This window comes from Streptomyces sp. NPDC044063 (assembly GCF_056434285.1).
Genome location: NZ_JBWKFM010000006.1, coordinates 209,869 through 236,265, shown reverse-complemented (window position 1 = coordinate 236,265; position 26,397 = coordinate 209,869). Strand labels below are relative to the sequence as shown.

Here is a 26,397-nt window from a genome sequence, read left to right as displayed (position 1 = left end):
CCCGCTCACGGCACCCGCCCGCTCACGACATCGTCACCAGCCGCCACACCAGCGACCCCAGCACCACCGCCAGCAGCGGCAGGGAGAACCAGAACGACCCCTGGAGCCAGCGCAGCCGGCGCACCCCCGGGCGCACCCCGACCCGCACCAGCTCCCTGGCCGTCAGCAGCACCAGCAGCACCCCGGCCGCCAGGGCGCCGACCACGGTCACCGGCGTCCACGTCACCCGGGGCCCGGCCGGGCCGGGCCGGGGCTCGGGCGCCGGACCCGGGGGCGGGTCCTTGAGCTCGTAGAGCACCGCGTCGTCGTTGGCGAGCACCCGGCGCAGCTCCGGCCGCCCGTCGAGGGAGCGGCGCAGCCGCCCCTCCCAGTCGGGCGCGTAGCCCGCCGTGAACTCCAGGTAGACGGACTGACCGCGGCCGACCATCAGATAGGCGTGCGGTCCGGCGGCGCGCAGCCCGGCCACCAGCGCGGACGCCTGCGCGGGGTCGCGCGGGGCGGCCACCGGCTCGTAGAGCACCCGCTCCATGTCCCGGGCACCCCACGGTATGGCGGGGGTGACGTCACGGGTGGTGTCGCCGCTCAGCCACAACAGTCGTACGGTGGGCCGGTCGTGGCGGTAGACGTAGTCCATCGCCGCGACCTCGCCGGGCCGCACCCGCTCGAAGGGCTCGTTGCCCCAGCGGGCCACCAGGAAGCCCATGACCAGCGCCAGCCCGGCCAGCAGCGCCGCCACCGGCGCCCACCGGGCACGGGCGTCCCCGGACGGGCGCGGGAAGAACGCGAGCGCGGCCAGGACGCAGGCCCCCGGCAGGGCGAACAGGAAGACGCGCAGGGCCACCTCGCCGCCGTACGACTGCGCCCCGAAGGCGAGGAACGGCACGCAGGCCAGGATCAGCAGGGACCGGTCGCCGATGCCCGCCCGGCGCCGCCGCCACCAGCCCAGCGCCGCCAGGGCCAGCACACCGCCCGCGAGGGCCACCCGGACGTAGAGCACCGCCTTGTGGGTGGCGCTGCCGCCCTCGATACGGCCCGAGACGGACGAGGAGACGTTCCCGCCCAGCGAGCCCAGGCCGCCGAAGAGGTCGTCGAAATGACCCGACCAGTACGGCTCCGCCAGGAAGCCCACCCACACCGCGAGCAGCACCGCGCACAGCAGCGGCAGCCCGGTCAGCGACAGCCGGCGGGCCAGGGCCAGCGCCGTCACGACGCCCAGCATGACGAAGGGGGTGAGCTGGTGGCTGGCGACCGAGGCGGCGAACAGCGCCAGCAGCAGCGCCAGCAGGACCACCCCGTCGCCCCGGCCCAGCGGCGCGACCTCGCGCTCGCCGGGCAGCAGTCTGCCCCGCAGCTGCCCGGGCCACCGGAACCACACCAGCAGCACGGCGGCGAACAGCAGGTAGAAGAGGTAGTTCAGCGACTGGGGGGAGAAGTAGTCCTGCCCCACCCAGCCGCTCAGCGCGAACAGCCACAGCGCCGTCCAGCGCGCCCGCCGGGACGCTCGCACCGCCCGCAGCAGCAGCCACAGCGGTGCCAGCGCGAGCAGCTGGACGGCCGTCGGCCACCAGCGCAGCACCGCCTCCAGGTCCGTCACCCCGCAGGCGCGCAGGACGAACGCGGCCAGCGCGAAGAACCCCGGCCAGCTCCAGCGGGCGTCCAGGTCGGGCGCGGCCGTGCCGGCGCGGTCGATGTAGTCGAGGAAGCCCAGGTGCTGCCAGGCCGTCGCGAAGCGCGGCCGGTCCTCCAGCACGGCGGGCACGGCGTGGAGGGACACCACGGTCGCCACCAGCACCGCCGGCAGCAGCCACCGCCCGGGCCGCGGCAGCCACAAGGCCCCGGCGAAGGTCGCGACCAGCAGCGCCGCCCCCAGCAGCGTGGCCACCGGCAGCACGGACACCAGCCCGAACCCGCCCATGTCGTCCAGATCGGCCCCGCCGGCGACCGTCAGCGGCAGCCAGTACAGCGCCAGCGCGGCGATCAGCAGTAGCCATGCGCCGGCCTCCGCCGACCACCACCGGCGCGCGGGGCGCGGCACGGCGCCCCCGGCGGAGGCCGGGGGCGCCGGGGCCCGCTCGGCGCCCTCGGGGGCGGGGCGCGCGGCGGGACGTCCGTCGGGCCGTACATCGGGCCGTACATCGGGCCGTACATCGGGACGCACATCGGGGCGCCGCTCGGGATGTTCGAAGTCCGGCCGCATCCCCAGCGGGAGGGTGTCCGCGTCGAGCGCCGAGCGCAGCGCCCAGCGCGCGCCCGTACCGCCGCCCTCGCCGGCGGGCCGCTCGCCCGGCCGGTCGCCGTGCACCGCGAGATCGGCCAGATCACCGTCGGGCGGCGTGCCGCCCTCCGCGGGGGAGGGCTCGGGCGCCGCTCTCAGCACCGCCCGCAGCTTGACCGCCGCGATGGAGACGATCACCGTGAGGCTGCAGATCTCCGCCACCCCCGCGCCCGTCAGCCCCATCCGGGGCAGCAGCACCAGGGTCAGCCCCAGCACCAGCGCGCACAACAGCCCCTGGAGATAGGCGAGTCCGGCGGTGCGGCTCTGCGCCCGCAGCACCGCGAAGTAGACCTCCATCACCACCCGCAGCGCCGCCCCCACCGCGAACCAGCGCAGCAGGGGGGTGGCCGCGGCGGCGTACCCCGGGCCGAAGACCCGCAGGATCCACGGCGCCAGCACGAAGAGCAGCAGGCACACCGGGACCATGATCCTGGCCATCCGGCGCAGCGCGGCCCGGCAGTTCTCCGCGAGCCGCGCCGGGTCGTGCGAGCCCTCCACCGTCAGCGAGGCGCCCATGTTGATGGCGAGCAGGTTGACCGTGCCGGCGATGGTGGAGGCGATGTAGAAGTACGCGTTGTCGGCCGGGGCGATCTGCGCGGCCACCAGCACGGGCACCAGGTAGACCACGGCCAGCGAGAACAGCGAGCCCGTGCAGTCCCCGGCCAGGAAGCGGCCGATCTCGTGGTACGACACCGTCCGCGCCGTCGTCCGGGTCGCCGCGACGTGCGCGGGCACCAGCCGCCGGAACACCAGCCAGCCGAGCGGCAGCACCGACACCGCGATCGAGACCACCCAGGAGACGAACACCCCGGACACCGGCAGCGCCGCCGCCAGCCCCACCAGCAGGGCCAGCTTCACCACCGAGAAGACGGTGTTGCCCACCGGCACCCAGAAGGCGCTGCGCAGTCCCGTCAGCACCCCGTCCTGGAGGGTGAGCAGCGACCAGGCCACCGCGGCCGCGACGAACCCCACCCCGGCCGGCGTCCCGTGGAGGAAGCCGTACGACGGGCCCCAGGAGTCCAGGGTGAGCACGAAGACGCCCGCCGCGACGGCGATGACCACCGAGCTCCCGGCGTACGTGTGCCGGACCAGCCGGCCCGTCCAGGGCCCCGCGACCGGTATGAAGCGGGCCAGCGCGCCGGTGAGCGTGATGGCGGTCAGGCCCGCCAGGAGCTTCATGGCGGCGATGGCCGCCGAGCCCTGGCCGACCGACTCCTCGCTGTAGTAGCGGGCGGCGGCCAGCCAGAAGCCCAGTCCCAGGACGCCGCTGATGCCCGTGTTGAGCATCAGCGCGAAGGCGTTGCGGAACAGCGGGCTTCCGGTGCCGCGGCCGGGCAGCCGCAACCGCCGGGCGGCCGGCTCCACGGCTCTTTCCTCGGGCCGGGTGGACGTTTCAGGCACGGGTTCCGATCGCTTTCCTGATGCCGCTCTTCCTGACGAGACCGCGCGTCCTGCGGACGACCGCGTATCCCTTGGTCAGAGCCCGGTCGCGGGCGAAGAGGCGCCCGAGTGCCCGGCCCTCGACGAGCCGTTCGAACTCGGCGAGCCCCGTGGACCGCCGCACCGTCACCCGCTCCAGGGCGTACGGTCCCTGGTGGCGGGAGGCCAGCGCGTTGCCCACGGCGAGGGACACCCCGAATCCGGCCGCGCGCACCGTATCGCGCACCCGGCGGCTGGAATAGCCGTAGGGATAGGCGAACGACACGGGAGGGTGACCCAGTTCGGACGCCAGCAGCTCGCGGCAGTGCGCCACCTCGAACCGCAGCGCGTCGTCGGACAACTGGTCGAGCTGGGGATGGGTGTGACTGTGCCCCCCGATCTCCAGCCCGGCGGCGGCCAGCTCACGGACCTGCTCCCAGGTCAGCATGAGGTCGAGGGCGCCCCCCGTCTCGTGCTTCCCGCGCAGCCAGCCCGTCGAGGCGAACAGCGTGGCGGTGAAGCCGTGTCCGGCCAGCGCGGGGAGGGCGTAGCGGTGCACGCCCTCGTAGCCGTCGTCGAAGGTGATCAGCACCGGCTTCGGCGGCAGCGCGCCGCCCGAGCGCCAGGCGGCGGCCAGCTCCCCGGCCGTCACCGGTGTCCACCCGCGGGTGGCCAGCAGCGCCATCTGCTCCCGGAACGCGCCCGGCGACACCGACAGTCCGTACGCCGCCCGGGCGGGGGAGTGGGCCACCGCGTGGTACATCAGGATCGGCACCGGGGCCGGCGGGCTGCCGTCGCTCATGCGGCCGCTCCCTCGGACGCCGCCGCGCCGCCCCCCGGCGCCGGCGCGGTCCCGGGCGCGGTCACCGGCGCGGTCACCGGCTCCAGGGCCGCGACCGCGAAGCGCCCGCCGCCCCGGCGGGCCCGCAGCGTGCCCAGCGCGTAGCCCCCGGCGGCCGCGGCGACCCCGGCCAGGATCGCCCCGGCCCGGCCCGCGCCGCCGGGCCGCCCCAGCAGGGCGTCCCGCAGCCCCCGGCCGACCCCGGCCGGCAGCACCCGGGTGGTGTACCGGCGCTCGGACGCGAGCCCCTCCTGGCTGCCCACGCTCCGCGCCACCAGGGCCTTCGAGAGCCCCTCGGCGTACGCCCGGGTGCGGAAGTAGCCGAACCGCTCGCGGGCGGGCGGCACCCGGTGGTGGATCACCGAGCGGTCGTCGATCAGCAGCACGGCCCCGGGCACCGCCCGGGTCAGCCGGATGCACAGCTCGGTCTCCTCGCCGCCCAGCGGCAGCCGGTGGCCGTCGCGGCCGATGCCGCTGGCGAAGCCGCCGACGGCCTCCAGCCCGGACCGGCGGAAGGAGGCGTTGCCGCCGAGGACGTTGCGCACCGGGACCTTGCCCGGCGGCAGCCCCTTGTAGGTGCAGCCCACGACCCAGTCGAACTCCTCCGGGAACCAGGCGGGGCGGCGGCGGGAGGCCCACACCGGCTGGGTGCGGCCGCCCACCGCCATCACCCGCGGATCGGCGTAGCCCTCGGCGAAGTGCAGCAGCCAGTCCCGCTCGGCGACGGCGTCGTCGTCCAGGAAGGCGACGACCTCGCCGGCGGACGCGGCGACGCCGGTGTTGCGCCCGGCCGACAGGCCGCGCGGTCCGGCGTTGGCGAGCACCCGCACCGGCCGGGCGCCCGCGCCCGCCCCGTCGTCGCCGTAGGTCTTGGCGAGACGGCGCAGCAGCGCGGGATTGTGGTCGACGACGAGCAGCGTCTCCAGGGCGGGGTACGACTGGTCGCGCACCGAGGCCACCGCGGCGAGGATGTCGCCCCAGCGGTCCTCGGTGTAGACGCAGACGACCACCGAGACGGTGGGTGTGCCGGGCCGCGGCGTCGGCGCAGTGCTCAAGACACTTCCCCGCGGCTGGCGGTGGGAGCGATGGCGAGCGTCCCGCGCCGGGCGCGGGAGCGCCGGCCGGTGCCGCGTTCGTGGAGGATCACCCGCAGCACCCGCAGCCCGTCGCGCACGGCCCGCAGATTGCTGGTGCCGTGGATGCGGACGAACTCATGGCTGGGAATCTCCTGTACGCGCAGCCCGGCCTTCACCACTCTGATGTTCATCAGGGTCTCGACCTCGAAGCCGGCGCAGTCGAGGGCGATCTCGTCCAGGCAGTGCTTCCAGAACGCGTTGTAGCCGTAGCACAGGTCGGTGTACCGCGCGCCGAACTTGTGGTTGACCATCGAGGTCAGCACGCGATTGCCCAGCTTGCGGATCAGCGTCATGTCGTCCGTTCCGCCGCCGTTGGCGAAGCGGGAGCCCTTCGCGAAGTCCGCGCCCCCCACCAGAGCGGAGACATAGCTGACGATCTCACCGCCGTCCGCGGAGCCGTCCGCGTCCACCATCACGATGATCTCGCCCGTGCAGGCCGCGAAGCCGGTGATCAGCGCGTCGCCCTTGCCCTTGCCGCGCTGCTCGACGACCTTGACGTCCGGGTACAGGTCGCGCGCGACCCGGACGGTGTCGTCGGTGGAGTTGCCGTCGACGAGAACCACTTCGTGGATCCAGTCGGGCAGGGTCTTGAAGACGTACGGAAGGTTCTCCGCCTCGTTCATGGCGGGAATGACGACGCTGACCGGTGGCGCTATCGCGAAGTGCGAGGTCACCGGGCGGTAGCGGCTGGATGTCTCCGGATCCTCTTCACTGGCCGCCGGCCGCAGGAACGCACTCATGTGTCTTCTTTCCCTCTCGTCCGGTGGACCGCCTGCCCCAGCGGTCCGATCGTCTATCCGGTTCGAAAAGGGGGTACTCGCCTTGCCCGCCCGGCATGGAACATCCATGCGGACAGGGCGAGTTGGCAAGTATCACCGAGTCGCACGACACGCGACCCGGCGCTGCTGACTGGCCGAGCGCGGCACCCCCATGCCGCGCCCCGCGCCGGACACCATCGCGACGCTGTGAGCCCTCCCCGGGAGCCGCTTGGAGATGATGGGCCGATGCGGGTAGATGTACGACGGTATTGAAGCTTGAGACTGTATGGCAAGAGGTGGGGCGGAGACTCCTCCTTTGGTGTTTTTTGCGCCTATGCAACCATCCATACGGTCTCAGCTATTGACGACGAGTTCGCCCCGCACGGTTCCCCGGTCCGCCGGATTCGTCATCCACCGGACCGGATGCGCCCCACCCGTTTCAGCAGCCGGTCGGCCGGCTGGAACAACTCCGGCCGCGCCAGCACCGTGTTGCGCAGCGCCCGCACCGGCGCCCGCCGGGCCCGGTAGCCCAGCGCCACCGGGTGCCGCCGGCTCGCCCAGCCCTCCGAGACGCTGAGTTCACGGGTCTTGAGCGAGTCCTTGTAGGCCTTGCCGCCCCGTCCGAGGTCCAGGTAGGCCAGGCCGTCCGCGGCCGCCCCCTCGGCCATCCGCAGATGCAGCACCAGCCCGGGGGAGTAGCGCGCGAACTCCGGGTCGTACGCCGGGAACCAGCAGGCCAGCACCGTCCGCGAGCACAGCCCGAAGTGGGCCGCGACCGGCCGCCCGCCGGCGTAGAGCACCGACAGGAGCCCACTGAACGTCTCCGTGCGGGTATGGAACAGCTGCTCGACGAGCTGGGATATCCACGGGCGCGCGAAGCGGTCCGCACGCCCCGTTCTTCGGTACTGCGCCGACTTCCATCCGGTGAGCGTCCGCAGAACGGCCGGATCGCGCTCGTCGTGGACGTACCGCACCTCGCCGGCGTCGCGCTCCAGCCGCCGCTCCTTGGCCAGCGTGGTACGGGTGAACTTCGGCGACTGCTTGCGCAGCGCCGACAGATAGCGGTCGTAGCCCTGGTCGACGTCGATGACCGGGGAGGCGTACGACCCGGAGGCCGCCATCTCGAACGGTTTCTGTCCCTCGATCAGGTGGTCGAACTCCCACAGTGACAGCCCGCAGGCCAGCAGCAGCTCGCGGGCGTCCCACTGGAAGCCGGGCCGGTGCACCAGGCCCTGGGCGTCCGAGACACCCAGCCCGATGGCCCGCCCCACCCCCAGCGAGGTGCGCTGGAAGGGGAAGAAGGCCACCGGCTCCCCGTCCTCCCGTACGACGGCTATGCGCGCCCCGCGCCGGCAGCGGCCCACGGCGAGGGCGAACTCGGGCGCGAGGAAAGGATTCGCGAGCTGCGGCGACCCGTCCTCCACGGCCCTCGTCTGGAGGGCCGACCACGCCGCCCGGTCGGCCGCGGTGAGCTCGCCGGGCCGGTACACGCTGATGTCCACGTCACGAAGCCCGACTTCTCGCGGCGCGGCCCCGATGGCGCCGCGCGTGTGCCAGCAGGAACACCAGCAGGCTGACCGTCGCGACCGCCGCGACGCCGCCCCGTACCGTCCAGGCGTGCAGCGCCAGCATGACCTGGGCGATCAGCAGGTCCACGGCGACGGCCGCCCCCGCGGCGACCACCGCCCGGCTGAGCGGGTCCAGGCCGCGCAGCGCGGCCGCCACGGCGCACGCGGGCGCCGTGATCAGGAAGAACAGCGTGAAGGGCGCGCGCAGGGGCGAGCCGATGTCGGCGAGCGCCAGCAGCCCGCCCACCCCGGCGATGGCCGCGGCGGCCCCCGCCACCACGGGGAGCGAGTCCCCCGCGGGAGCCCTCCCCCCGCCGTCACCGTCGTCCGTGTCGTCCCGTTCCGCCGGATCACCGAGACCGGTGAGATCAGTGAAGCTCTGCATTGGCGACTTAGCCCCCCGAAGCGCCGGATGCCGGGCTTCAATGTCGCGCAGCGGGCAAAGGCCCGTCAAGATGTGAAGGCCATGCGAAACGGGCCGCCCGGTGTGCGACCGCCACAACCGGAGCCTGTCGGTCAGATGAACAGTCGGTGCGTCCTGCCGACGATCCGACGGTCCGTCAATCGGCGATCATCAAGCGGCAGTTGACAACGTTACCGGCGGAATCCTCGATCTGCTTGATTGTCATGATCTCGACATTCAACTGTTCATCAAAATAGCTATTGATCTTCCGTTTTTGGCATGGACACTTCCAGCAACGCCGGGTCGTTGCTACCACGGTGGTGGCAGAAAACCCTGCTAAGGGAGATTCCATGAAACTGTCCCGGGTCGCGGGTGCCGTATCCGCGCTGGCCCTCACCGCCGGTCTCGCCTTCGGCGGGGCCGGCGCCGCGCACTCTGCCGAGCAAGCGTCAACCACCGCCTACGTGGCGCTCGGTGACTCCTACTCCTCCGGCGTCGGCGCCGGTTCCTACGACTCCGCGAGCGGCTCCTGCAAGCGCAGCACCAGGGCGTACCCCGCCCTGTGGGCCGCCCGCAACGCCCCCGCCTCCTTCTCCTTCAAGGCCTGTTCGGGCGCCCGGACGGATGACGTCCTCTCCGGTCAGCTCGGCTCGCTCGACGCCCGCACCGGCCTCGTCAGCATCAGCATCGGCGGCAACGACGCGGGCTTCGCCGACACCATGACGTCCTGCGTCCTGGGCACCGACAGCTCCTGCCTGGACCGCATCGCCACGGCCCGCTCCTTCATCAGCGACCAGCTGCCCGCGAAGCTCGACGGCGTCTACTCCGCCATCCGGAGCAAGGCCCCGAACGCCCGCGTCGTCGTCCTGGGCTACCCGCGCTTCTACAGAACCGGCGGCACCTGCGCCGGGCTGAGCGACACCAAGCGCAAGGCCATCAACGCGGCGTCCGACCACATCGACACGGTCATCGCCAAGCGCGCGGCCGACCACGGCTTCGCGTACGGCGACGTCAACACCACCTTCGGCGGCCACGAGCTGTGCTCCGGCAGTGCCTGGCTGCACAGCGTGACGCTCCCGGTGGACGAGTCCTACCACCCGACCGCCACCGGCCAGTCCGGCGGCTACCTCCCCGTCCTCGCCGGGGCGGCCTGACCCCTACGACCCCGTCCCGCCGTACAGACCCGACCCCGCCGAGCCGGACGGCGCGGGGCCGGAGGAGGCCGGCGGGGCGGGCGACGGCGACGACGAGGGGGACGGCGAGGAGGGCGCGGACCCGCCCGGGGAGCCGGCGGAGCAGGAGACGGTGAACGCGACCCGCTCCGACGTCGCCCGCCGCGGGCCGCGCACCTCCACGGCGATCCAGTCCTTCTCCGGATCACCGGCCCGGCGAGCCGTCTCCACGTGCTCCACGCTCTGCGTCGTCGGCGCGCCGGCGCCGAACCGCAGCGTCTTCCACCCGCCGTCCGTCACCTTCCCGCTGCCCGTCACCCACCGGTAGGACACGTCCGCCGGCACCCGGTCCACGGCGATGCCCGCCACGAAGGAGGGCGCCGCGGCGCGCGGCGGCGGGCAGGCGCCGGAATAGGCGTCACGCTGCGCCGTCACCACCACGTTGACGGCGGCCGTGCCGGAACCGCCCGGGCCGGACGACGCGCCCGCGGCGGTGCTCGCGCCCGCGTCCTTCCCCCCGGTCCCGGCCGGTTCCCCGCCCGACGACGACCGGCCCGACCCCGAGGAGCCGCCGCCCCGCGTCAGCCCCCACACCACACCGGCCACGAGCAGTGCCACCACCAGCACCCCGCCCACCAGCAGCACCAGCGCCCGCCGCCCCCGCGCCGCCGGGGCGTCCCCGCCCCCGGCCGCCGGCTCCGGCCCCACGGTCGGTACGGTCGGCGGCGCCCCCGGCCCGCCCGGCCCCGGCGCCCCCGGCCCGCCCGGCCCCGGCGGCCCGGAACCGGCCGGCGTGGCCGCCACCGTCGGCGCGTGCGGCGCGCCCGCGGCACCGGCCCCCCGGTCCGCCGCCGGCCCGCCCGCGGCCGCCGTGCGCAGCAGCCGCTCGGCCTCGGCGGCCGACGGCCGTTCGGCGGGGTCCTTCCGCAGCAGCGCCGCCAGCACGGGCGCGAGCACGCCGGCCCGCCGCGGCGGCGGGAGCTCCGCGTCGACCACGGCCCGCAGCGTGCTCAGCGGGGTGTCCTGCCGGAAGGGGGAGGCGCCCTCGACGGCGGCGTAGAGGGTGACCCCGAGCGACCACAGGTCCGACTCGGGGCCGGGCGGACGGCCCAGCGCCCGCTCCGGCGCCAGGTACTCCGGCGAGCCGACGAGCTGCCCGGTCGCCGTCAGCGCCGAGCTGCCCTCGATGCTCGCGATGCCGAAGTCGGAGAGCACGACACGCCCGTCGTTACCGATGAGCACATTTCCCGGTTTCACATCGCGGTGGAGTACGCCCACGGCGTGCGCGCCCCGGAGCGCGGCGAGCACCTCCGCACCGATTCGCGCGGCCCGGGACGGGGCGAGGGGGCCCTCCGCCTCCAGCAGGTCGGCGAGGGACACCCCGCGCACCAGCTCCATGACGACCCAGGGCCGGTCGTCCTCGCTGACCACGTCGTGGACCGTGACCACGTTGCGGTGGGAGACGCGGGCCGCCGCGCGGGCCTCGCGCTCCAGCCGGGCGTAGAGCTGCCGCACGTCGGGGGCGGGCATCCCGGCCGGGGCCAGCACCTCCTTGACCGCGACCTCCCGGCCCAGCACCTCGTCCCGGGCCTGCCAGACCACCCCCATGCCGCCGCGCCCCAGCTCGCGCCGGAGCCGGTACCGGCCCGCCAGCAGTCGTCCCGTACCGGAACTCCCGTCCATGACGTCCGTCCCTCCCCCGAGAGCGATTCGGGGTGAATGTACCGCAACGGAGGGTGATTGCCCCCGGTGCGGCGCCGGATTGTCCCGGCCAACTCGCGGTGGGTGACGACAGGTTCACGCCAGGGTCGTCAACGCCCTTGACGGGGTGGTGAATCCGACCCGCGGATGCGCGGGTGACGCGATGGGGCGATAGGGTTACTCTGCCTGGGCCGGGTGCCTCGTACGGGTGGGGAGTCTCATGGATCAGATAGCAATGCGCAGCAGGGCACGGGTGCCCGCTGTCAGTCACGGGAGCGGCGCGTCGAGCGCGCGCCTCGACCGTCACCTCGCGGTGCTCGGCGGGCCCGCCCTGCCGCAGCGCGAGGTCGAGGGCGCGACCGTGCTGATGCGCGAGCTCACCGCGCGCGACCGCACTCGTACTGGCCACAGCCGGACCGCCCGGGTCTGCCTGCTCGCCCCGCTGAAGCTGCTGCGCCGTTCGCTCTTCGGCAGCCACACCGGCCCCAGCACGTCCGTCTGACCCGGCCCCCCGGCCCGTACCCGTACGGCCCCCCTCACCCCCGGCGCCCCCTCATCCGGCAGCCCGCCCGTACCTCCTGACCGTCGGCGGCACCACGGCGGCCAGGATCAGCACGGCCCACCCCAGTGACGCCGCGAGCGGGTGCGCCACCGGCCAGGACGCGTCCGCGGTCGCGGGCGCGTCGCCGAAGAGGTCGCGGCAGGCGGCGGAGACCGCGCTGACGGGGTTCCACTCGGCGACGGTCCGCAGCCAGCCGGGCATGCCCTCGGTGGGCACATAGGCGTTGGACAGCAGCGGCAGCATGAAGGTGGCGCCGCCGACCTGTCCCGCGGCCTCCTCGGTCTTCAGTAGCAGGCCCAGCCAATGCCCCAGCCAGGCCGTGACCAGCCGGAAGAGCAGCAGCAGCGCGAACGCGCCGGCCGCCGGCAGCAGCCCGCCCCGGATCCGCCAGCCCACCGCGTACCCGCACAGCGCCAGTGGCACCATCCCGGCGGCGGCGAGCAGCACGTCGGCCGCGGTCTGCCCGGCGGGCAGGGCGAAGCGGTTCATGGGCAGGGTCCGGAAGCGGTCCATCACCCCGCGCTGGTAGTCCTGCGCGGACGCGAGCATCGAGGTCATCACGCCGTTGACGGCGGTGGACACGAACAGGCCCGGCACCAGGTAGGCGCGGTAGTCCGCGCCGCCGTCGAGCACGACCGCGCTGCCGAAGACGTAGCCGAAGAAGAGCAGCATGGTCACGGGCATGGTCATGGTGATGACGAACAGCCCGGGCGCGTGCCGCATGCGCAGGAGGTTGCGGCCGAGCACGGCCCGGGTGTCGGACAGGGTGCCGGACAGGGCGGCGGCGATCACGCGGCGGCCTCCTTCGGGGTCGGGTCCGCGGGGGCGGTCAGGAGCAGGAAGACCTCGTCGAGCGTGGGCCGCCGCAGGGCGGCGTCGACGACGGGGACGCCCGCCGCGTCCAGCTCGCGGACGAGCGCGGGCAGGGTGAGGGTGCCTCTGGTGACGGCGGCCGAGGCGGCGCGCCGCTCCGCGTCGAGCGCCGGCCGGGACCCGGTGAGGCCGCCGAGGACGACGGCGGCGGCCGGCAGCGCGGCCTCGTCGGCCACCACCACCTCGGCGCGGGCGCCGACGCGGGCCTTCAGCGCGTCCGGCGTGCCGCGCTCGGTCGCGCGGCCGCGGTCGACGAGCACGACCTCGTCGGCGAGCCGGTCGGCCTCCTCCAGGTACTGCGTGGTGAGCAGGACGGTGGTGCCGGCGTCCGCCAGCTCCCTGACGGACCGCCAGATCGCTTCCCGCGCGGCCGGGTCGAGGCCCGTGGTGGGCTCGTCCAGGAACAGCACCCGCGGCCGGGCGAGGAGGCTCGCGGCGAGGTCGAGGCGCCGCCGCGTGCCACCGGAATGGGTGCGCGAGGGGCGGTCGGCCGCCTCCCCGAGACCGAAGCGCTCCAGCAGCTCCTCGGCGCGGGCGTGCGCGCGGGCGCGCGGCAGCCCGTTCAGCCGGCCGAAGAGCCGCAGGTTCTCCCGGCCGGTCAGGTCCAGATCGACGGCCGTGGCCTGGCCGGTCACGCCGATGGCGCGGCGCACGGCCTCGGGCTCCCGGACGACGTCGTGCCCGGCGACCCTGGCCGTGCCCGCGTCGGGCGCGGCCAGGGTGGTGAGCACGCGGACGGCGGTGCTCTTGCCCGCGCCGTTGGGTCCCAGCAGCGCGCAGACGGTCCCCTCGGGGACGGCCAGATCGAAGCCGTCGAGCGCCCGGACGTCGCCGTAGCGCTTCTCCAGCCCCTTACTCAGTACAGCGTACGTAGTCATGGCGGCGACCATACCGTACTCCGTACGGCGTACGTAACTACGATGGAGGCCGAGGTGATGGAGCAATGGCAGCCAGCGGACGCCCGGCCGGGCCCGAGGTGATCTGGTCGCGCCCGGAGCGCACCGGGCGCGGACCGCGCCCCGCGCATACCCGGGCCGACATCGCGGCGGCGGCGGTCCGCGTCGCGGACGCGGACGGGCTCGACGCCGTGTCCATGCGCCGGGTGGCGGCCGAGATCGGCTGCGGCACGATGTCGCTGTACAACTACGTGCCGCGCAAGGAGGACCTGTACGAGCTGATGGTCGACGCGGCCGCCGCCGAGTACGACCTGGACCGGCCGCCGTCGGGGGACTGGCGGGCGGACGTCCTGGCGCTGGCCCGGCAGATGCGCGACCTGATGCGCCGCCACCCCTGGCTGACCCGGCTGCTGGTGCCCGAGTACGGCTTCAGCCCGCACGCGCTGCGCTACCTGGAGTACGCCCTGTGGGCGCTGGAGCCGCTCGACGCCGACGGCGGGACGAAGATGGAGCTGATCTCGACGCTGAACGCGGTCGTGGCCGCGTACGTCTCCCACGAGCAGTCCGCCGCCGAACGGGCGCGGACCTCGCCCTGGGGCGAGGGGGAGGAGCGGGCCGCCCGGCACTCCTACCTGGCGCGGACGCTGGCGCGGGGCGAGCACCCGCGGCTGGCGGCGATCCTGGCGGCGGGCACGGCCGGCGCCGACCCGGACGCGTTCTTCGACCGCTCGGTCGGCCGCCTGCTCGACGGCTTCGGGGGCCGCGCCTGAAGAGCCCGACGGGCGTTCGCGCGGCCGGCCCGATCCGCGCCTCCCTCAGTGGGCGTCGAGCGTGACGGTGAAGGAGAAACGGTCGCCGCGGTAGCGGATGCGGGCCACGTCGACCGGGCGGCCGGAGTCGTCGTAGGTGACGCCCGTGTAGTGGAGGATCGGGCTGAGCAGCGGCACCTGGAGCAGCCGGGCCGTCTCCGGGTCCGCCAGGCGCGCCTCGACGGTGTCGGTGATCCGGCTGATGCGCACGCCGACCGCGTCGCGGAGCACCTTCGTCATCGGCCAGCGGGCCAGGTCGGCGACGTCGATGCGCTCGGCCACGTCCGGGCGGACCAGGTTCTCCGCCCAGTTCGTCGGCTCGCCCGACTCCCCGTCGCGGCGCAGCCGCCGGTAGGCCACCGCCTCGGCCAGGTCCGGGAAGTGCTCGGCGAGTTCGGCCGGCACCGGCTCGGGCCCGTGCCCGAGCACGGAGGTGACCTCGCCCGACTGCTGGGCGACGATGGTGTCCACCGAGCCCAGCAGCCGCACCGGCGCGCCGCGCCGGGCGCTCGGCTCGATGAACGTGCCGCGCCGCCGGTGCCGGCTGATCAGCCCCTCCGTCTCCAGCTCCTTCAGCGCCTGGCGCATCGTCAGCACGCTCACGCCGTAGTGCGCCGCGAGGGCGTCCTCGGTGGGCAGCCGCAGCGGGTCCTCGGGCCGGCGGCCGAGTATGGAGGCGCGCAGCGACTGCGACACCTGGTACCACAACGGCAGCTTGCGGTTGAGGGCGAGGGAGTCGGGGGCGAAGGTGGTCACGGGAGCTCCGCGGTCGTCAGCGACGGAAGTGGCGTTCCAGACCCTGCCATACGTCGTCGTAGCCCGTCTGCAGGTGTCCGGCGCCCGCCGCCGCGGGGGTCAGCGTGATCGGCCAGCGGGTCTCGAACATGAAGGCGAGGCCGTCGTCGACCTTGTGGGGCCGCAGCTCGGCCGCGCTCGCCCGGTCGAACGTCTCCCGGTCCGGGCCGTGCGCCGACATCATGTTGTGCAGCGACCCGCCGCCCGGGACGAAGCCCCCCTCGCCGGCGGTCTTCGCGTCGTAGGCCCCCTCGATCAGGCCCATGTACTCGCTCATCACGTTCCGGTGGAAGTACGGCGGCCGGAAGGTGTCCTCGCCCACCAGCCAGCGCGGCGCGAAGACCACGAAGTCCACCCCGGCCAGCCCGGGGGTGTCGGACGGCGAGGTGAGCACCGTGAAGACGGACGGGTCCGGGTGGTCGTAGCTGATCGACCCGATGACGTTGAAGAGCCGCAGGTCGTAGACGTACGGGACGTGGTTGCCGTGCCAGGCGACGACGTCCAGCGGGGAGTGGTCGTACGTCGCGGTCCAGAGGTTGCCGCAGTACTTGTTGACCACCTCGACCGGGCCCTCGACGTCCTCGTAGGCGGCGACGGGCGCGAGGAAGTCCCGGGGGTTGGCCAGGCCGTTGGCGCCGATCGGGCCGAGGTCGGGCAGGACGAAGGGCTGGCCGTAGTTCTCGCAGACGTAGCCGCGGGCGGTGTCGTCCAGCAGCTCGACCCGGAACCGCACCCCGCGCGGGATCAGCGCGACATGGCCCGGCTCGGCGCGCAGCAGCCCGAACTCGGTGCGCAGCAGCAGCCCGCCGTGCTCGGGCACGATCAGCAGCTCGCCGTCGGCGTCGCTGAAGACCCGCTCCATGGAGGTGTCGGCGTGGTAGAGGTGCACGGCCATGCCGGCGCGCTGGGTGGCGTCGCCGTTGCCGCCCAGGGTCCACAGCCCGGCGAGGAAGTCCGTGCCCGCGGCCGGCGCGGGCAGCGGGTTCCAGCGCAGCCGGTTGGGGTCGGGGACGGTCTCGGCGAACGGCGCGCCCCGCAGGGCGCCGTTCTCCACCCGGGTGAAGGGCGGGTGGGCGGCGGAGGGGCGGATGCGGTACAGCCATGATCTGCGGTTGGTCCGCCGGGGCTCGGTGAAGGCCGTGCCGCTGAGCTGCTCGGCGTAGAGGCCGAGCGGCGCCCGCTGGGGGGAGTTGCGCCCTTGCGGCAGGGCACCGGGCTCGGCCTCACTGGCGTGCTCGTTGCCGAAGCCGGTCGCGTACCGAAGCGCCTCGGCCGTCTTGCGTGCCCGTTCGTTGCCCGTACCGCTCATCGCGTGCTCCCGCCGCCGGTGGATCGCCGAAGGATTCCTATGGACGACCGTAGGATTCATGGCGGGGCGCGTCAATGGAAAAGGATCAGCCGGGGCCGCGCCGGTGCCACTGCGGGGACGGCAGATGGATCAGTACGAGGACGAATCCGGCCAGCGTGACGTTGCGGAGGGCGGCCTGGAGGCCGTTCCACTTGGCCGACTGCCACATCGCGAACCATTCGCCGCCTATGGCGATGAAGCCCAGCCCGAAGAGCAGCAGGAGCATCACCAGTCCCAGTGTGGTGGCCCGCCGGGCCCGGTCGAAGCCCTTCCCGGCCCGCCCCAGGCCGCGCAGCCACAGCAGCGTGGCCCCGAGGAGCACCAGCGCGCACGCCGTCTCCCAGGCGATGATGGCGACGTAGACGGCGTCCTGGACGGTGGCGTTCGTGATCGCCCGCCACATCACGTCCTCGTCCTGGAACGTGGTGTCCATGGCCAGGACGTGCCGGACGAACTCCTGGTTGGTGCCGAAGTCGGTGATGTTGCCGAAGGCGACGAGCGTGATCAGGACCGCCACCGTGGCGGTGAGCGCCGTGGCCGCCGCCGGCAGGGTGCGCTCAGCGGTCATGGGCATATGCATGCCCTCGGGGCCGGGATGCATGCCCTCGCCGGCCGGGGCGCGTGCTGTCATCGGCCGGCGCCGCGCGCCACGGCCCCTCATGGCGTCCCGGGGCGGCCTAAGCGATCGCTCAGGAGGCGGGGTATGGTGTTCGCTCCCTTCCGACGGCGACAGGGCCGGCAGCGGCCCGGAGAGCGGGGCACGCCATGAGCGCGCAGACGCAGCGCACCGAGGAGTGGGCCGACGTCACGCCCGACGCCGCCCGGCGGCTGCTGACCGCCGCCGTCGAGGCCTTCGCCGAGCGCGGCTACCACGCGACCACCACCCGGGACATCGCGGGCCGCGCCGGGATGAGTCCGGCCGCACTCTACATCCACTACCGGACCAAGGAGGAGCTCCTCTACCGCATCAGCGGCGTCGGCCACCGGCTCGCCCTCGACCTCCTGCGCGCCGCCCGCGACGGCGCCGGCACACCCGCAGAGCGCCTCGCCGACGCCGTGCGCCGCTTCGTGCGCTGGCACGCCGAACACCACACCACCGCGCGCGTGGTGCAGTACGAGCTCGGGGCGCTCGGCGAGGAGCACTACGCCGAGATCGTCGCGCTCCGCCGGGACAGCGACGGCGCCGTGCGCGCCATCATCGAGGACGGCGTCGCCGCGGGCGACTTCGACGTCCCCGACGTCCGCGGCACCACCCTCGCCGTGCTCTCCCTGTGCATCGACGTCGCCCGCTGGTTCGACGCCGGGGGCAGGCGCACCCCCGAGGAGGTCGGCGAGCTCTACGCGGGCCTCGTGCTGCGCATGGTCGGCTGCTCCGAAGGCTCCTGACGTACAGTCTCAGCCGTGTCCCAGATCCCGCACAAGGTCCAAGAACTCACCGTCGGACAACTCTCGGCCCGCAGCGGCGTGGCCGTCTCGGCCCTCCACTTCTACGAGGCCAAAGGGTTGATCACCAGCCGCCGCACCAGCGGCAACCAGCGCCGCTACAGCCGTGACGCGCTGCGCCGGGTCGCCTTCATCCGCGCGTCCCAGCGGGTGGGCATCCCGCTGGCCGCGATCGGCGAGGCACTGGACACGCTGCCCGACGGGCGCACCCCCGACCGGGCCGACTGGGCCCGGCTCTCCGGGAACTGGCGCACCGAGCTGGAGCAGCGGATAGAGCGGCTGACCCGGCTGCGCGACCGGCTCGACGGCTGCATCGGCTGCGGCTGCCTGTCCCTGTCCACGTGCGAGCTGTCCAACCCCGACGACCGCATAGGGGAGCACATTGACGGCTCGCTGCTGGGCGGCTGAGCCGCCGGGGCGCGTCCGCGGAGCCCCGCCCGGGCCCGTGGCACGCCCCCGCGTCCCTCCCGCACCGCCGCTCACACGGCCGCGTACCGCCCCGCGAAGGCGTACCGCCGGGCGGCCAGCAGCGCGGCCGGGGTGAGCACGGGCACCGGCACCACGATGCCGCAGTCCGCGCAGACCGGGCCTTCGAGGGGGTAGCGCTCCAGGTCGGTGCGCCACTCGATGCGCTCCTGGGCGCACACCGGGCAGGCGTCGCCGGGCGCGGACTCCATGGCGGCCATCACCCGGCGCAGCACGTCCGCCAGCCGGGCGTCCGGGGTGACGTCGGGCGAGGCGCACGGCACGATGTCACAGCCGCCCCAGGTGTTGCGGTGCCAGTCGTCGACGGCGCTGGGCTGGCGGATGCCGTCGTGCTTCTCGCGGCGCCGCCGGCCCGCGAACGCGGCCTCGTACGCCAGCCAGACCTCGCGCGCCTCCTCCAGCTCGGCCAGCGCGGCGATCAGCAGCGCGGGGTCGGGGGCGCGGTCGTCGGGGGCGAGACCGGCACGGGCGCACAGATGTCGCCACGTGGCCCGGTGCCCGTACGGAGCGAACCGCTCCAGGCATTTGCGCAGGGAGGTCCGCCGCAAAGCGATGGTGTTCCGTGGATTGCGCACCTCTCGGGCCAGTGCTCTGAAACCTGCCACTGCATCCCACCTCCGGCGGAGCGGACTCGGATCGACATGGAAGGGACGTATCGCGCCGCCCATCGGATCCATCGGATCTTCGGATCGCGCGCGCACGCCCCCGCTGTCGCTCTGCTACCCCCGAACGCCGGGCGAACGCCCCCTCCCCGGCGGGGCCCTCGGGTCAGCCCACGAGCCGCCCGGCCAGCAGGACCAGGCGCGCCAGCTCGCCGTGGCAGATGTCACTGTGCGCGCCGGACGGCGGCCCGCCGCGCCGGACGACCGCCGAGACGTCGACGTTCACACAGCCGGCGCCGGGCAACGGGCCCCGCAGCGCCTCGTCGAGCCGCAGCGTCGTGGTGCCCTCCACGGACTGGACGCCGTCGTGGCCCATCGCGCCCCAGCGGCGGTCGCCCGGCCCGAACGCCGAGGCGGCGTCCCGGGACAGCTCGGAGGCCAGCGGGTAGAGCACGCCCAGCGCCTGGTCGTGCCGCGAGTGGCAGCACAGCACCGGCCCGCGCACGCGGGTGTGCAGCCCCTTCAGCGCGCCCCCGCGCCCGGTGTCGAACGGCAGCCGGGGCGCGAACGCGTAGTGCGAGAAGGCGCCCTGGAGCAGGGTCAGGGAGCGCACGCACGCCGCGCCCTCCGGCAGGCCGCCGACGGCGAACGCCATGAGCCGCGCGCCGAAGCTGTGCCCCACCAGATGCACCCTCAGCTCCGGCGCCGCGTCGGCGAGGAGGCCCAGGAACGGGCCGAGGCCCCGCCGGCCGACCGTGCCCGCGCGCCGCTTCATCTCCCAGTACGAGCCCTGGCGCAGCAGTTCGAGGGCGCCGCTCCACAGGCGTCGGCCCAGGTCGCCGAAGAGCTCGGCCCGCGCCGCGTCCGGGGGCGACCCCGGCGGCGGCTCCAGCCCTGCCAGCGCGTCGGCGAAGCGCCCGCAGACGCGCGCCGGGTCGTCGGCGAACATCAGCGGCTCCGCGGCCTCCTCGGCCTCCGGCTCGGTGTCGTAGCGAAGGACGCCGTCGGAGGGGAGGTCGTACGGAAGCCCGCCCGGGCCGGCCGCCGCGTCCGGGCGGCGCGGGACGACGAGCCGGCGCACCAGGGCCGCGAACTCCTCCAGCCGGGCCGGGTCGCCGGGCCGCAGCTCCAGCAGCTCCGCCAGCCGGTCCAGCGCCGCCGCGCCGCCGGGGAAGGCCTCGGCCAGCGCCCGGAGCGTGGCGGGTTCCAGACAGGGCGCGGCGCACGGTGCCGCGGCGCCGGCGGCCGGTGCCGCGCCCGGCGCGGGGAAGTCCGGTACGGGCTCGTCCGTGAACCGCATGGACGGCCAGATCACGCCGGCGTAGCCGAGGCGCGCGGGGGACGGGGACTCCGCGAGGACGGCGGGGAAGGGGGCGAGGAAGCGGTCGTAGAGGCCGGTGGCGGTCGAGCGGTCGTTGTTCCACCCGTGCGCCAGGACCACCAGGTCGGTCAGTCCCTCCGCCCGTACCCCGCCCACCAGCGCGTCCCGTTCGTCCGGCGCCGGATCGCCGTCGGCGTCGAACGTCAGCTCCCAGTACGGCCCCACGGATATGCCCGTCATGGCGTGTCCCCCTGCCCGGTCCGGTGTGCGCGCATCGTCCTGCCGTCAAGAGGGCATGTCCAGCCTGTCCGGAGTCACTTCACCCGTACGGGAGCGGGCCGCCGCGCCCTTGTGCGCGGGGCGCGCGGAGGGAACGCTTCGGGTGGGGAGAGCGCCTCCGGCGCCCTTCCGGCACCACATACCGACCGGTTAGTCTGCCGGGGCCGTCGGGACGAGGGAGGCGCGGACGTGGTATCCGTACGGGACGCGGGAGTCGTGGTCACCGGGGCGGGGGGCGGCATCGGGGCCGCGCTCGCCCGCCGATTCGCCGCGGAGGGGGCCCGCGTCGTCGTCAACGACCTCGACGCCGCCCGGGCCGAGGCCGTCGCCCGGGAGATCGGCGCCGTCGCCGTCCCCGGCGACGCCTCCGCCGTGCTGCCCGCCACCCTGGACGCGCTCGGCGGCACCGTCGACATCTACTGCGCCAACGCCGGCGTGGCGCACCTCGGCGGCCCCGAGGCCGGTGAGGGCGCGTGGGCCACGGCCTGGGACGTCAACGTCATGGCCCACGTCCGCGCGGCCCACGCCCTGCTCCCCGGCTGGCTGGAACGGGGCGGCGGCCGCTTCGTCTCCACCGTCTCCGCCGCCGGACTGCTCACGATGGTGGGCTCCGCGCCGTACAGCGTCTCCAAGCACGCCGCCCTCGCCTTCGCGGAGTGGCTCTCGATCACGTACCGGCACCGCGGCATCGACGTCCACGCCATCTGCCCGGCGGGCGTCCGCACCGACATGCTGCGCGACACCGGGGTCGTCGGGGACATGATGCTGCGGCCCAACGCCGTGGAGCCCGAGGTCGTGGCGGACGCGCTCTTCGCGGGCATGGCCGCCGGGCGCTTCCTGATCCTCCCGCACCCCGAGGTGGCCGACTACGCCGCCGCCCGCGCCACCGACCCGGACGACTGGCTCGCGCGCATCAACCGCCTCCAGTGCAAGATCGAGGAGCTCCAGGACCAGCAGGACCAGCAGGATCACCAGGACAACCCGGACCAGCAGGACCACGAGGACCACCCCCCGGCCCCGGACCCCGCCCCGGCCCCCTGACGTTCCCGCCCCGAGGCCGGCCGCCGCACCCGCCGCACCCGTCGCCGTCGCACCCGTCGCAGAGAAGGGCCGCACCATGACCGCGCACCCCTCGTACCAGGACAAACCCTGGCTCGGCAGCCTCACCCCCGCCCAGCGCGCCCCCGTCACCCCGCGGCCCAGCCTCCTCCACGTCTTCCGCGACGCCGTCCGGCGGGCCCCCGACCGCGACGCCCTCGCCTACTTCGACGGACGGGTGACCTACCGCCGCGCCGAAGCGCTCACCGACGCGATCGCCGCCCACCTCGTGGCGCACGGCTTCCGGCGCGGCGACCGGCTGGCCGTCATGCTGCAGAACACCCCGCAGTTCGCCCTCGCCGTCCTCGGCGCCTGGAAGGCCGGCGGCGTCGTGGTGCCGGTCAACCCCATGTACAAGGACGCCGAGACCGCGCACGTCCTGCGCGACGCCGGCGTCACAGCGCTGGTCTGCGGGGACCGGGCCTGGGAGGCCTACCTGCGGCACACCGCGAGCGCCTCGCCCGTACGGATCGCCCTGACCGCCTGCGACTTCGGCCTCCAGACCCGCGACGACCCGCGGGTGCTGCCCGGCCGCCGCGCCCGGCCCCCGGAGGACGCGGACGACCTGCTGGCCGTGGCCTCGACGCCCGGCGCCATCCCGCCGCCCGACCCCCGGCCCGGCCCCGGCGACCCCGCCCTCATCTGCTACACCTCCGGCACCAGCGGCACCCCCAAGGGGGCCGTCAACACCCATGGCAACCTCGCCCACCAGGCCGAGTGGACCCGTATCAACGCCGGCCTCCCCGAGGGCAGCGGCTACTTCGCCCTCGCGCCCCTCTTCCACATCACCGGTATGGTCGCCGAGCTGTCGGCCTGCCTGGCGAACGCCGGCACCCTCGTCCTCGCCGGCCGCTTCGACGCGGGCGTCGTCCTCGACGCGTTCCTGGAGCACCGCCCCGCCTACACGGTCGGGCCCTCCACCGCCTTCACCGCCCTGCTGGCCCACCCCGCGGCCACCCGCGACCACTTCGCGTCCTTCCGGATGATCACCTCCGGCGGGGCCCCGCTGCCGCCCGCCCTCGTCGAACGGTTCCAGGACGCCTTCGGCCCGTACCTCCACAACGCCTACGGCCTCACCGAGTGCACCGCGCCCTGCGCCAGCGTCCCGCCCGGCCGCCGCGCCCCCGTCGACCCCGTCTCCGGCACCCTGGCGGTGGGCCTGCCCGGCGCCGAGACCCTCGTCCGCGTCGTCGACGACGAGGGCCGGGACGTGCCCTTCGGCGAACCGGGCGAGATCGCCGTACGCGGCCCCCAGGTCGTCCCCGGCTACTGGCGGCGGCCCGAGGAGACCGCCGGCACCTTCCCCGGCGGCGAGCTGCGTACCGGCGACATCGGCTTCATGGACACCGACGGCTGGCTCTACGTCGTCGACCGGAAGAAGGACATGATCAGCGCCTCCGGCTACAAGGTCTGGCCCCGCGAGGTCGAGGACGTCCTCCACACCCACCCCGCGGTCCGCGACGCCGCGGTCGTCGGCGTCCCCGACGCCTACCGCGGCGAGACGGTCAAGGCCTACGTCAGCCTGCGCCCCGGCGCCGGGGCCGCCCCGGCCGAGCTCGTGGACCACTGCCGGGAGCGGCTGGCGGCGTACAAGTACCCGCGCGAGGTGGAGATCCTCCCCGAGCTGCCGCGGACCGCGAGCGGGAAGATCCTGCGCCGGGAACTGCGGGCGCGGTCACGGGACTAATGTGCGGGGCGTGCACGGGGCACAGCGGCGGAAGGGCGGGTGGCGGCGATGACGACCAGGACGGCTGCGGCCGGGACGACGGACAACGGCACGAGGCCGGTGCCGCGGCGGCTGCTGGCCGCCGCGACCCGGCTGTTCGCGGAGCGCGGCTACGACCGCACGTCCGTCCAGGAGATCGTGGAGGCGGCGGGCGTCACCAAGGGCGCGCTGTACCACTACTTCGGTTCCAAGGACGACCTGCTGCACGAGGTCTACGGGCGGGTGCTGCGGCTCCAGCAGGAGCGGCTGGACGGCTTCGCGGGCGCCGACGCGCCGGTGGAGCAGCGGCTGCGGGCCGCGGCGGCCGACGTGGTGGTGACCACCATAGAGAACCTCGACGACACGAAGATCTTCTTCCGGTCCATGCACCACCTGGGCCCGGAGAAGTGCCGCCAGGTGCGCGCCGAACGCCGCCGCTACCACGAACGCTTCCGCGCCCTGGTCGAGGAGGGGCAGCGCACCGGTGTCTTCAGCTCGGCGACCCCGGCCGACCTGGTGGTGGACTACCACTTCGGCTCCGTCCACCACCTGGGCAGCTGGTACCGCCCCGAGGGCGCCCTCACCCCGCAGGAGGTCGCCGACCACCTGGCGGACCTGCTGATGCGGGCCCTGCGGCCGTAGCGGGGGCGAGGGCGCCGGCGTCAGCTGTACCGGTTCAGCTCGCGCCGGGCCAGCGAGCGCTGGTGGACCTCGTCCGGGCCGTCCGCCAGCCGCAGGGTGCGCGCGGCGGCCCAGAGCTCGGCCAGCGGCAGGTCCTGGCTCACCCCCGCGGCGCCGTGCAGCTGCACCGCCTTGTCGAGGATGTCCACGACCGTGCGCGGAGTGGCGATCTTGATGGCCTGGATCTCGGTGTGGGCGCCCTTGTTGCCGACGGTGTCCATCAGCCAGGCGGTCTTCAGCACCAGCAGCCGCAGCTGCTCGACGGCCACCCGGGCGTCCGCGATCCACTCCCGCACCACGCCCTGCCCGGCGAGCGGCCCCCCGAAGGCCGTACGGGTCAGTGCCCGTCGGCACATCAGCTCGATCGCGCGCTCGGCCATGCCGATCAGGCGCATGCAGTGGTGGATGCGGCCGGGCCCGAGCCGCGCCTGGGCGATGGCGAAGCCGCCGCCCTCCTCCCCGACGAGATGGTCCGCGGGCACCCTGACGTCGTCGAAGACCACCTCGGCGTGGCCGCCGTGGTAGTGGTCCTCGTAGCCGTAGACCGTCATCGCCCGGCGGATCTCCACACCGGGCGTGTCACGCGGCACCAGCACCATCGACTGCCGGCGGCGGACGTCCGGGCCGTCGGGGTCGGTCGCGCCCATCACGATCAGGACCCGGCAGTCCGGGTGGAGGGCACCGGAGATGTACCACTTGCGGCCGTTGATCACGTAGGAGTCGCCGTCCCGGGCGATCCGCGTCCTGATGTTCGTCGCGTCGGAGGACGCCACCTCCGGCTCGGTCATCGCGAACGCCGAACGGATCCCGCCGGCCAGCAGCGGCCGCAGCCAGCGTTCGCGCTGCTCCGCGCTGCCGAACTGCGCCAGCAGCTCCATGTTCCCGGTGTCGGGCGCCGCGCAGTTGAGGGCGGTCGGGGCCAGCTGGGGGCTGCGGCCGGTGATCTCGGCCAGCGGGGCGTACTGGAGGTTGGTGAGCCCGGCGCCGTACGTCGCGTCCGGGAAGAACAGATTCCACAGCCCGCGCCGCCGCGCCTCGGCCTTCAGCTCCTCGACGACCGGCGGCACGTCCCACGGCGAGGGGAGCGCGGCCCGCTGCTCCTCGACGACGGCCTCCGCCGGGTACACGTGCTCGTCCATGAAGGCCAGCAGCCTGCCGCGCAGCTCCTCGGTGCGGGCGTCGAACGCGAAGTCCATGGGGTTCAGCCCTTCTGCAGGGTGGTCAGGCCGTTGCGGACGAAGAGCGGGACGAGCTCACCGATGCGGTCGAAACCCGCGCCGACGGTCCGTCCCAGGGTGTGGCGGTAGTGGATGCCCTCGAGGATCACGGCGAGCTTGAAGTAGGCGAAGGCCGTGTACCAGGGCAGCGCCGCGATGTCGCGGCCGGAGCGGGCCGCGTACCGCTCCGCGATCCCGGCCGGGCCGGGGTGGCCGGGGGCCTCGCCCGTGGCGCCGAGCGGCGAGCCGGGGACCGGCCGCTGCTCGCTGTACATCACCAGCAGGCCGAGGTCGGTGAGCGGGTCCCCGAGGGTGGACATCTCCCAGTCCAGCACGGCTCGGACGGTGTCGTCGGGGCCGATCAGCACGTTGTCGAGACGGTAGTCGCCGTGGACGACGGCCGGCGCGGGGGAGGACGGGACCGCCGCGCCCAGCGCCGCGCGCAGCTCGTCGATCCCCGCCAGGTCACGGCTGCGGGAGGCCTCCAGCTGCGTGCCCCACCGGCGCAGCTGCCGCTCCAGGAAGCCGTCGGGCCGCCCGAAGTCCGCGAGCCCGGCCGCCGCCGGGTCCACCGCGTGCAGCGCGACGAGGGTGTCGACGAGCCCGTGGACGACCGCGCGGGTGCGCTCGGGCCCGAGCGAGGCCAGCTGCGCCGCCGAGCGGTACGGCGTGCCCTCGACGAACTCCATGACGTAGAAGGGCGCCCCGAGCACCTCCTCGTCCTCGCACAGCAGCACCGTCCCCGGCACCGGGACGGGCGTCGGCCGCAGCGCGGTCATCACCCGGTGCTCGCGGCTCATGTCGTGGGCGGTGGCGAGGACGTGGCCCAGCGGCGGGCGGCGCACGGCCCAGGTGCGCACGCCGTCGGTGACGGCGTAGGTGAGGTTGGACCGGCCCCCCTCGATCAGCTCGGCCGTCAGCTCCCCGGCCACCAGGCCGGGCCGCTCCCGGTCCAGATGGGCCCGCAGCCGCTCCGGGTCGAGTCCGGGGGGATTGCCCTTGCTCATCG

25 protein-coding genes are annotated in these 26,397 nt (G+C 74.5%); 8 read left to right on the top strand and 17 right to left on the bottom strand.

Translation table 11 applies throughout. The features are described from left to right. Positions 1-22: 22 nt before the first annotated feature. The 7 genes from AC07BS_RS10965 to AC07BS_RS10935 all read right to left on the bottom strand — a co-directional run bounded on the left by AC07BS_RS10965 (position 23) and on the right by AC07BS_RS10935 (position 8,752). Complete coding sequence (locus AC07BS_RS10965) at positions 23-3,676, bottom strand: lipopolysaccharide biosynthesis protein (protein ID WP_478931472.1); 3,654 nt, start codon at positions 3,674-3,676, stop codon at positions 23-25. Then, positions 3,669-4,496, bottom strand: coding sequence for a polysaccharide deacetylase family protein (locus AC07BS_RS10960; protein ID WP_478931471.1), 828 nt, complete (start codon positions 4,494-4,496; stop codon positions 3,669-3,671). Before AC07BS_RS10960 ends, AC07BS_RS10965 begins: the two co-directional genes overlap by 8 nt. After that, positions 4,493-5,590, bottom strand: a complete 1,098-nt coding sequence (locus AC07BS_RS10955) for a glycosyltransferase family 2 protein (protein ID WP_478931469.1) — start codon at positions 5,588-5,590, stop codon at positions 4,493-4,495. Before AC07BS_RS10955 ends, AC07BS_RS10960 begins: the two co-directional genes overlap by 4 nt. Continuing rightward, positions 5,587-6,411 carry a glycosyltransferase family 2 protein gene (locus AC07BS_RS10950; RefSeq protein WP_478644916.1) on the bottom strand — a complete coding sequence of 275 codons (825 nt, stop codon included), beginning with the start codon at positions 6,409-6,411 and terminating at the stop codon, positions 5,587-5,589. Before AC07BS_RS10950 ends, AC07BS_RS10955 begins: the two co-directional genes overlap by 4 nt. Before the next feature lie 425 nt (positions 6,412-6,836). Further along, positions 6,837-7,931 carry a GNAT family N-acetyltransferase gene (locus tag AC07BS_RS10945; RefSeq protein ID WP_478931466.1) on the bottom strand — a complete coding sequence of 365 codons (1,095 nt, stop codon included), beginning with the start codon at positions 7,929-7,931 and terminating at the stop codon, positions 6,837-6,839. A gap of 1 nt (position 7,932) precedes the next feature. After that, positions 7,933-8,382 (bottom strand): hypothetical protein, encoded by a 450-nt coding sequence (locus AC07BS_RS10940; RefSeq protein ID WP_478931464.1) that lies wholly within the window; start codon positions 8,380-8,382, stop codon positions 7,933-7,935. Positions 8,383-8,557: 175 nt separating this feature from the next. Then, positions 8,558-8,752 carry a hypothetical protein gene (locus AC07BS_RS10935; protein ID WP_478931462.1) on the bottom strand — a complete coding sequence of 65 codons (195 nt, stop codon included), beginning with the start codon at positions 8,750-8,752 and terminating at the stop codon, positions 8,558-8,560. Here AC07BS_RS10935 and AC07BS_RS10930 point away from each other — a divergent pair. Further along, the gene (locus AC07BS_RS10930) at positions 8,751-9,554 is read left to right on the top strand and encodes an SGNH/GDSL hydrolase family protein (RefSeq protein WP_478931460.1); all 804 of its coding nucleotides are present in this window, start codon (positions 8,751-8,753) and stop codon (positions 9,552-9,554) included. The genes AC07BS_RS10935 and AC07BS_RS10930 overlap by 2 nt on opposite strands. Before the next feature lie 3 nt (positions 9,555-9,557). Here the strand turns inward: AC07BS_RS10930 and AC07BS_RS10925 are convergent, their stop codons facing one another. Next, positions 9,558-11,255: a serine/threonine-protein kinase gene (locus AC07BS_RS10925; RefSeq protein ID WP_478931458.1), complete on the bottom strand. Its 1,698-nt coding sequence runs from the start codon at positions 11,253-11,255 to the stop codon at positions 9,558-9,560. Positions 11,256-11,493: 238 nt separating this feature from the next. Here AC07BS_RS10925 and AC07BS_RS10920 point away from each other — a divergent pair, with 238 nt between their 5' ends. After that, complete coding sequence (locus tag AC07BS_RS10920; RefSeq protein WP_478644905.1) at positions 11,494-11,775, top strand: hypothetical protein; 282 nt, start codon at positions 11,494-11,496, stop codon at positions 11,773-11,775. A gap of 51 nt (positions 11,776-11,826) precedes the next feature. On the opposite strand, the gene AC07BS_RS10915 is transcribed toward AC07BS_RS10920, so the two are convergent. After that, positions 11,827-12,624, bottom strand: coding sequence for an ABC transporter permease (locus AC07BS_RS10915; protein ID WP_478931503.1), 798 nt, complete (start codon positions 12,622-12,624; stop codon positions 11,827-11,829). Beyond that, entirely contained in the window at positions 12,624-13,586 is a 963-nt protein-coding gene (locus AC07BS_RS10910; RefSeq protein ID WP_478931456.1) for an ATP-binding cassette domain-containing protein, read from the bottom strand. The genes AC07BS_RS10915 and AC07BS_RS10910 overlap by 1 nt, the downstream gene beginning before the upstream one ends. 65 nt (positions 13,587-13,651) lie before the next feature. On the opposite strand from AC07BS_RS10910, the gene AC07BS_RS10905 reads away from it, so the two are divergent. After that, positions 13,652-14,374 carry a TetR/AcrR family transcriptional regulator gene (locus AC07BS_RS10905; protein ID WP_478644898.1) on the top strand — a complete coding sequence of 241 codons (723 nt, stop codon included), beginning with the start codon at positions 13,652-13,654 and terminating at the stop codon, positions 14,372-14,374. A 45-nt stretch (positions 14,375-14,419) separates the two neighbouring features. On the opposite strand, the gene AC07BS_RS10900 is transcribed toward AC07BS_RS10905, so the two are convergent. The 3 genes from AC07BS_RS10900 to AC07BS_RS10890 all read right to left on the bottom strand — a co-directional run bounded on the left by AC07BS_RS10900 (position 14,420) and on the right by AC07BS_RS10890 (position 17,124). Next, complete coding sequence (locus AC07BS_RS10900) at positions 14,420-15,169, bottom strand: GntR family transcriptional regulator (protein ID WP_478644896.1); 750 nt, start codon at positions 15,167-15,169, stop codon at positions 14,420-14,422. Between the two features lie 16 nt (positions 15,170-15,185). After that, the gene (hmgA, locus tag AC07BS_RS10895; RefSeq protein WP_478931453.1) at positions 15,186-16,517 is read right to left on the bottom strand and encodes a homogentisate 1,2-dioxygenase; all 1,332 of its coding nucleotides are present in this window, start codon (positions 16,515-16,517) and stop codon (positions 15,186-15,188) included. Positions 16,518-16,602: 85 nt separating this feature from the next. Then, positions 16,603-17,124, bottom strand: a complete 522-nt coding sequence (locus AC07BS_RS10890) for a DUF2165 domain-containing protein (RefSeq protein ID WP_478644892.1) — start codon at positions 17,122-17,124, stop codon at positions 16,603-16,605. 197 nt (positions 17,125-17,321) lie between these two features. On the opposite strand from AC07BS_RS10890, the gene AC07BS_RS10885 reads away from it, so the two are divergent. After that, entirely contained in the window at positions 17,322-17,942 is a 621-nt protein-coding gene (locus AC07BS_RS10885) for a TetR/AcrR family transcriptional regulator (protein WP_478644890.1), read from the top strand. Positions 17,943-17,957: 15 nt separating this feature from the next. After that, complete coding sequence (soxR, locus tag AC07BS_RS10880; RefSeq protein ID WP_478644889.1) at positions 17,958-18,407, top strand: redox-sensitive transcriptional activator SoxR; 450 nt, start codon at positions 17,958-17,960, stop codon at positions 18,405-18,407. A gap of 71 nt (positions 18,408-18,478) precedes the next feature. On the opposite strand, the gene AC07BS_RS10875 is transcribed toward soxR, so the two are convergent. Then, positions 18,479-19,090, bottom strand: coding sequence for a hypothetical protein (locus AC07BS_RS10875; protein WP_478644887.1), 612 nt, complete (start codon positions 19,088-19,090; stop codon positions 18,479-18,481). Positions 19,091-19,253: 163 nt separating this feature from the next. Beyond that, entirely contained in the window at positions 19,254-20,648 is a 1,395-nt protein-coding gene (locus tag AC07BS_RS10870; RefSeq protein ID WP_478644886.1) for a serine-threonine protein kinase, read from the bottom strand. 228 nt (positions 20,649-20,876) lie between these two features. Between AC07BS_RS10870 and AC07BS_RS10865 the strand changes: the two genes are divergently transcribed. From AC07BS_RS10865 to AC07BS_RS10855, 3 genes are all read left to right on the top strand, one after another. Then, positions 20,877-21,728, top strand: coding sequence for an SDR family NAD(P)-dependent oxidoreductase (locus AC07BS_RS10865; RefSeq protein ID WP_478931450.1), 852 nt, complete (start codon positions 20,877-20,879; stop codon positions 21,726-21,728). A 76-nt stretch (positions 21,729-21,804) separates the two neighbouring features. Continuing rightward, positions 21,805-23,472, top strand: coding sequence for a class I adenylate-forming enzyme family protein (locus tag AC07BS_RS10860; protein ID WP_478931448.1), 1,668 nt, complete (start codon positions 21,805-21,807; stop codon positions 23,470-23,472). Between the two features lie 48 nt (positions 23,473-23,520). After that, a complete protein-coding gene (locus AC07BS_RS10855; protein ID WP_478644883.1) occupies positions 23,521-24,132 on the top strand; it encodes a TetR/AcrR family transcriptional regulator in 612 nt (203 codons plus the stop codon). Positions 24,133-24,152: 20 nt separating this feature from the next. Here AC07BS_RS10855 and AC07BS_RS10850 read toward each other — a convergent pair whose 3' ends face one another. Continuing rightward, positions 24,153-25,367, bottom strand: coding sequence for an acyl-CoA dehydrogenase family protein (locus tag AC07BS_RS10850; RefSeq protein ID WP_478644880.1), 1,215 nt, complete (start codon positions 25,365-25,367; stop codon positions 24,153-24,155). 5 nt (positions 25,368-25,372) lie between these two features. Continuing rightward, entirely contained in the window at positions 25,373-26,395 is a 1,023-nt protein-coding gene (locus AC07BS_RS10845; protein ID WP_478644878.1) for a phosphotransferase family protein, read from the bottom strand. Positions 26,396-26,397 lie beyond the last annotated feature (2 nt).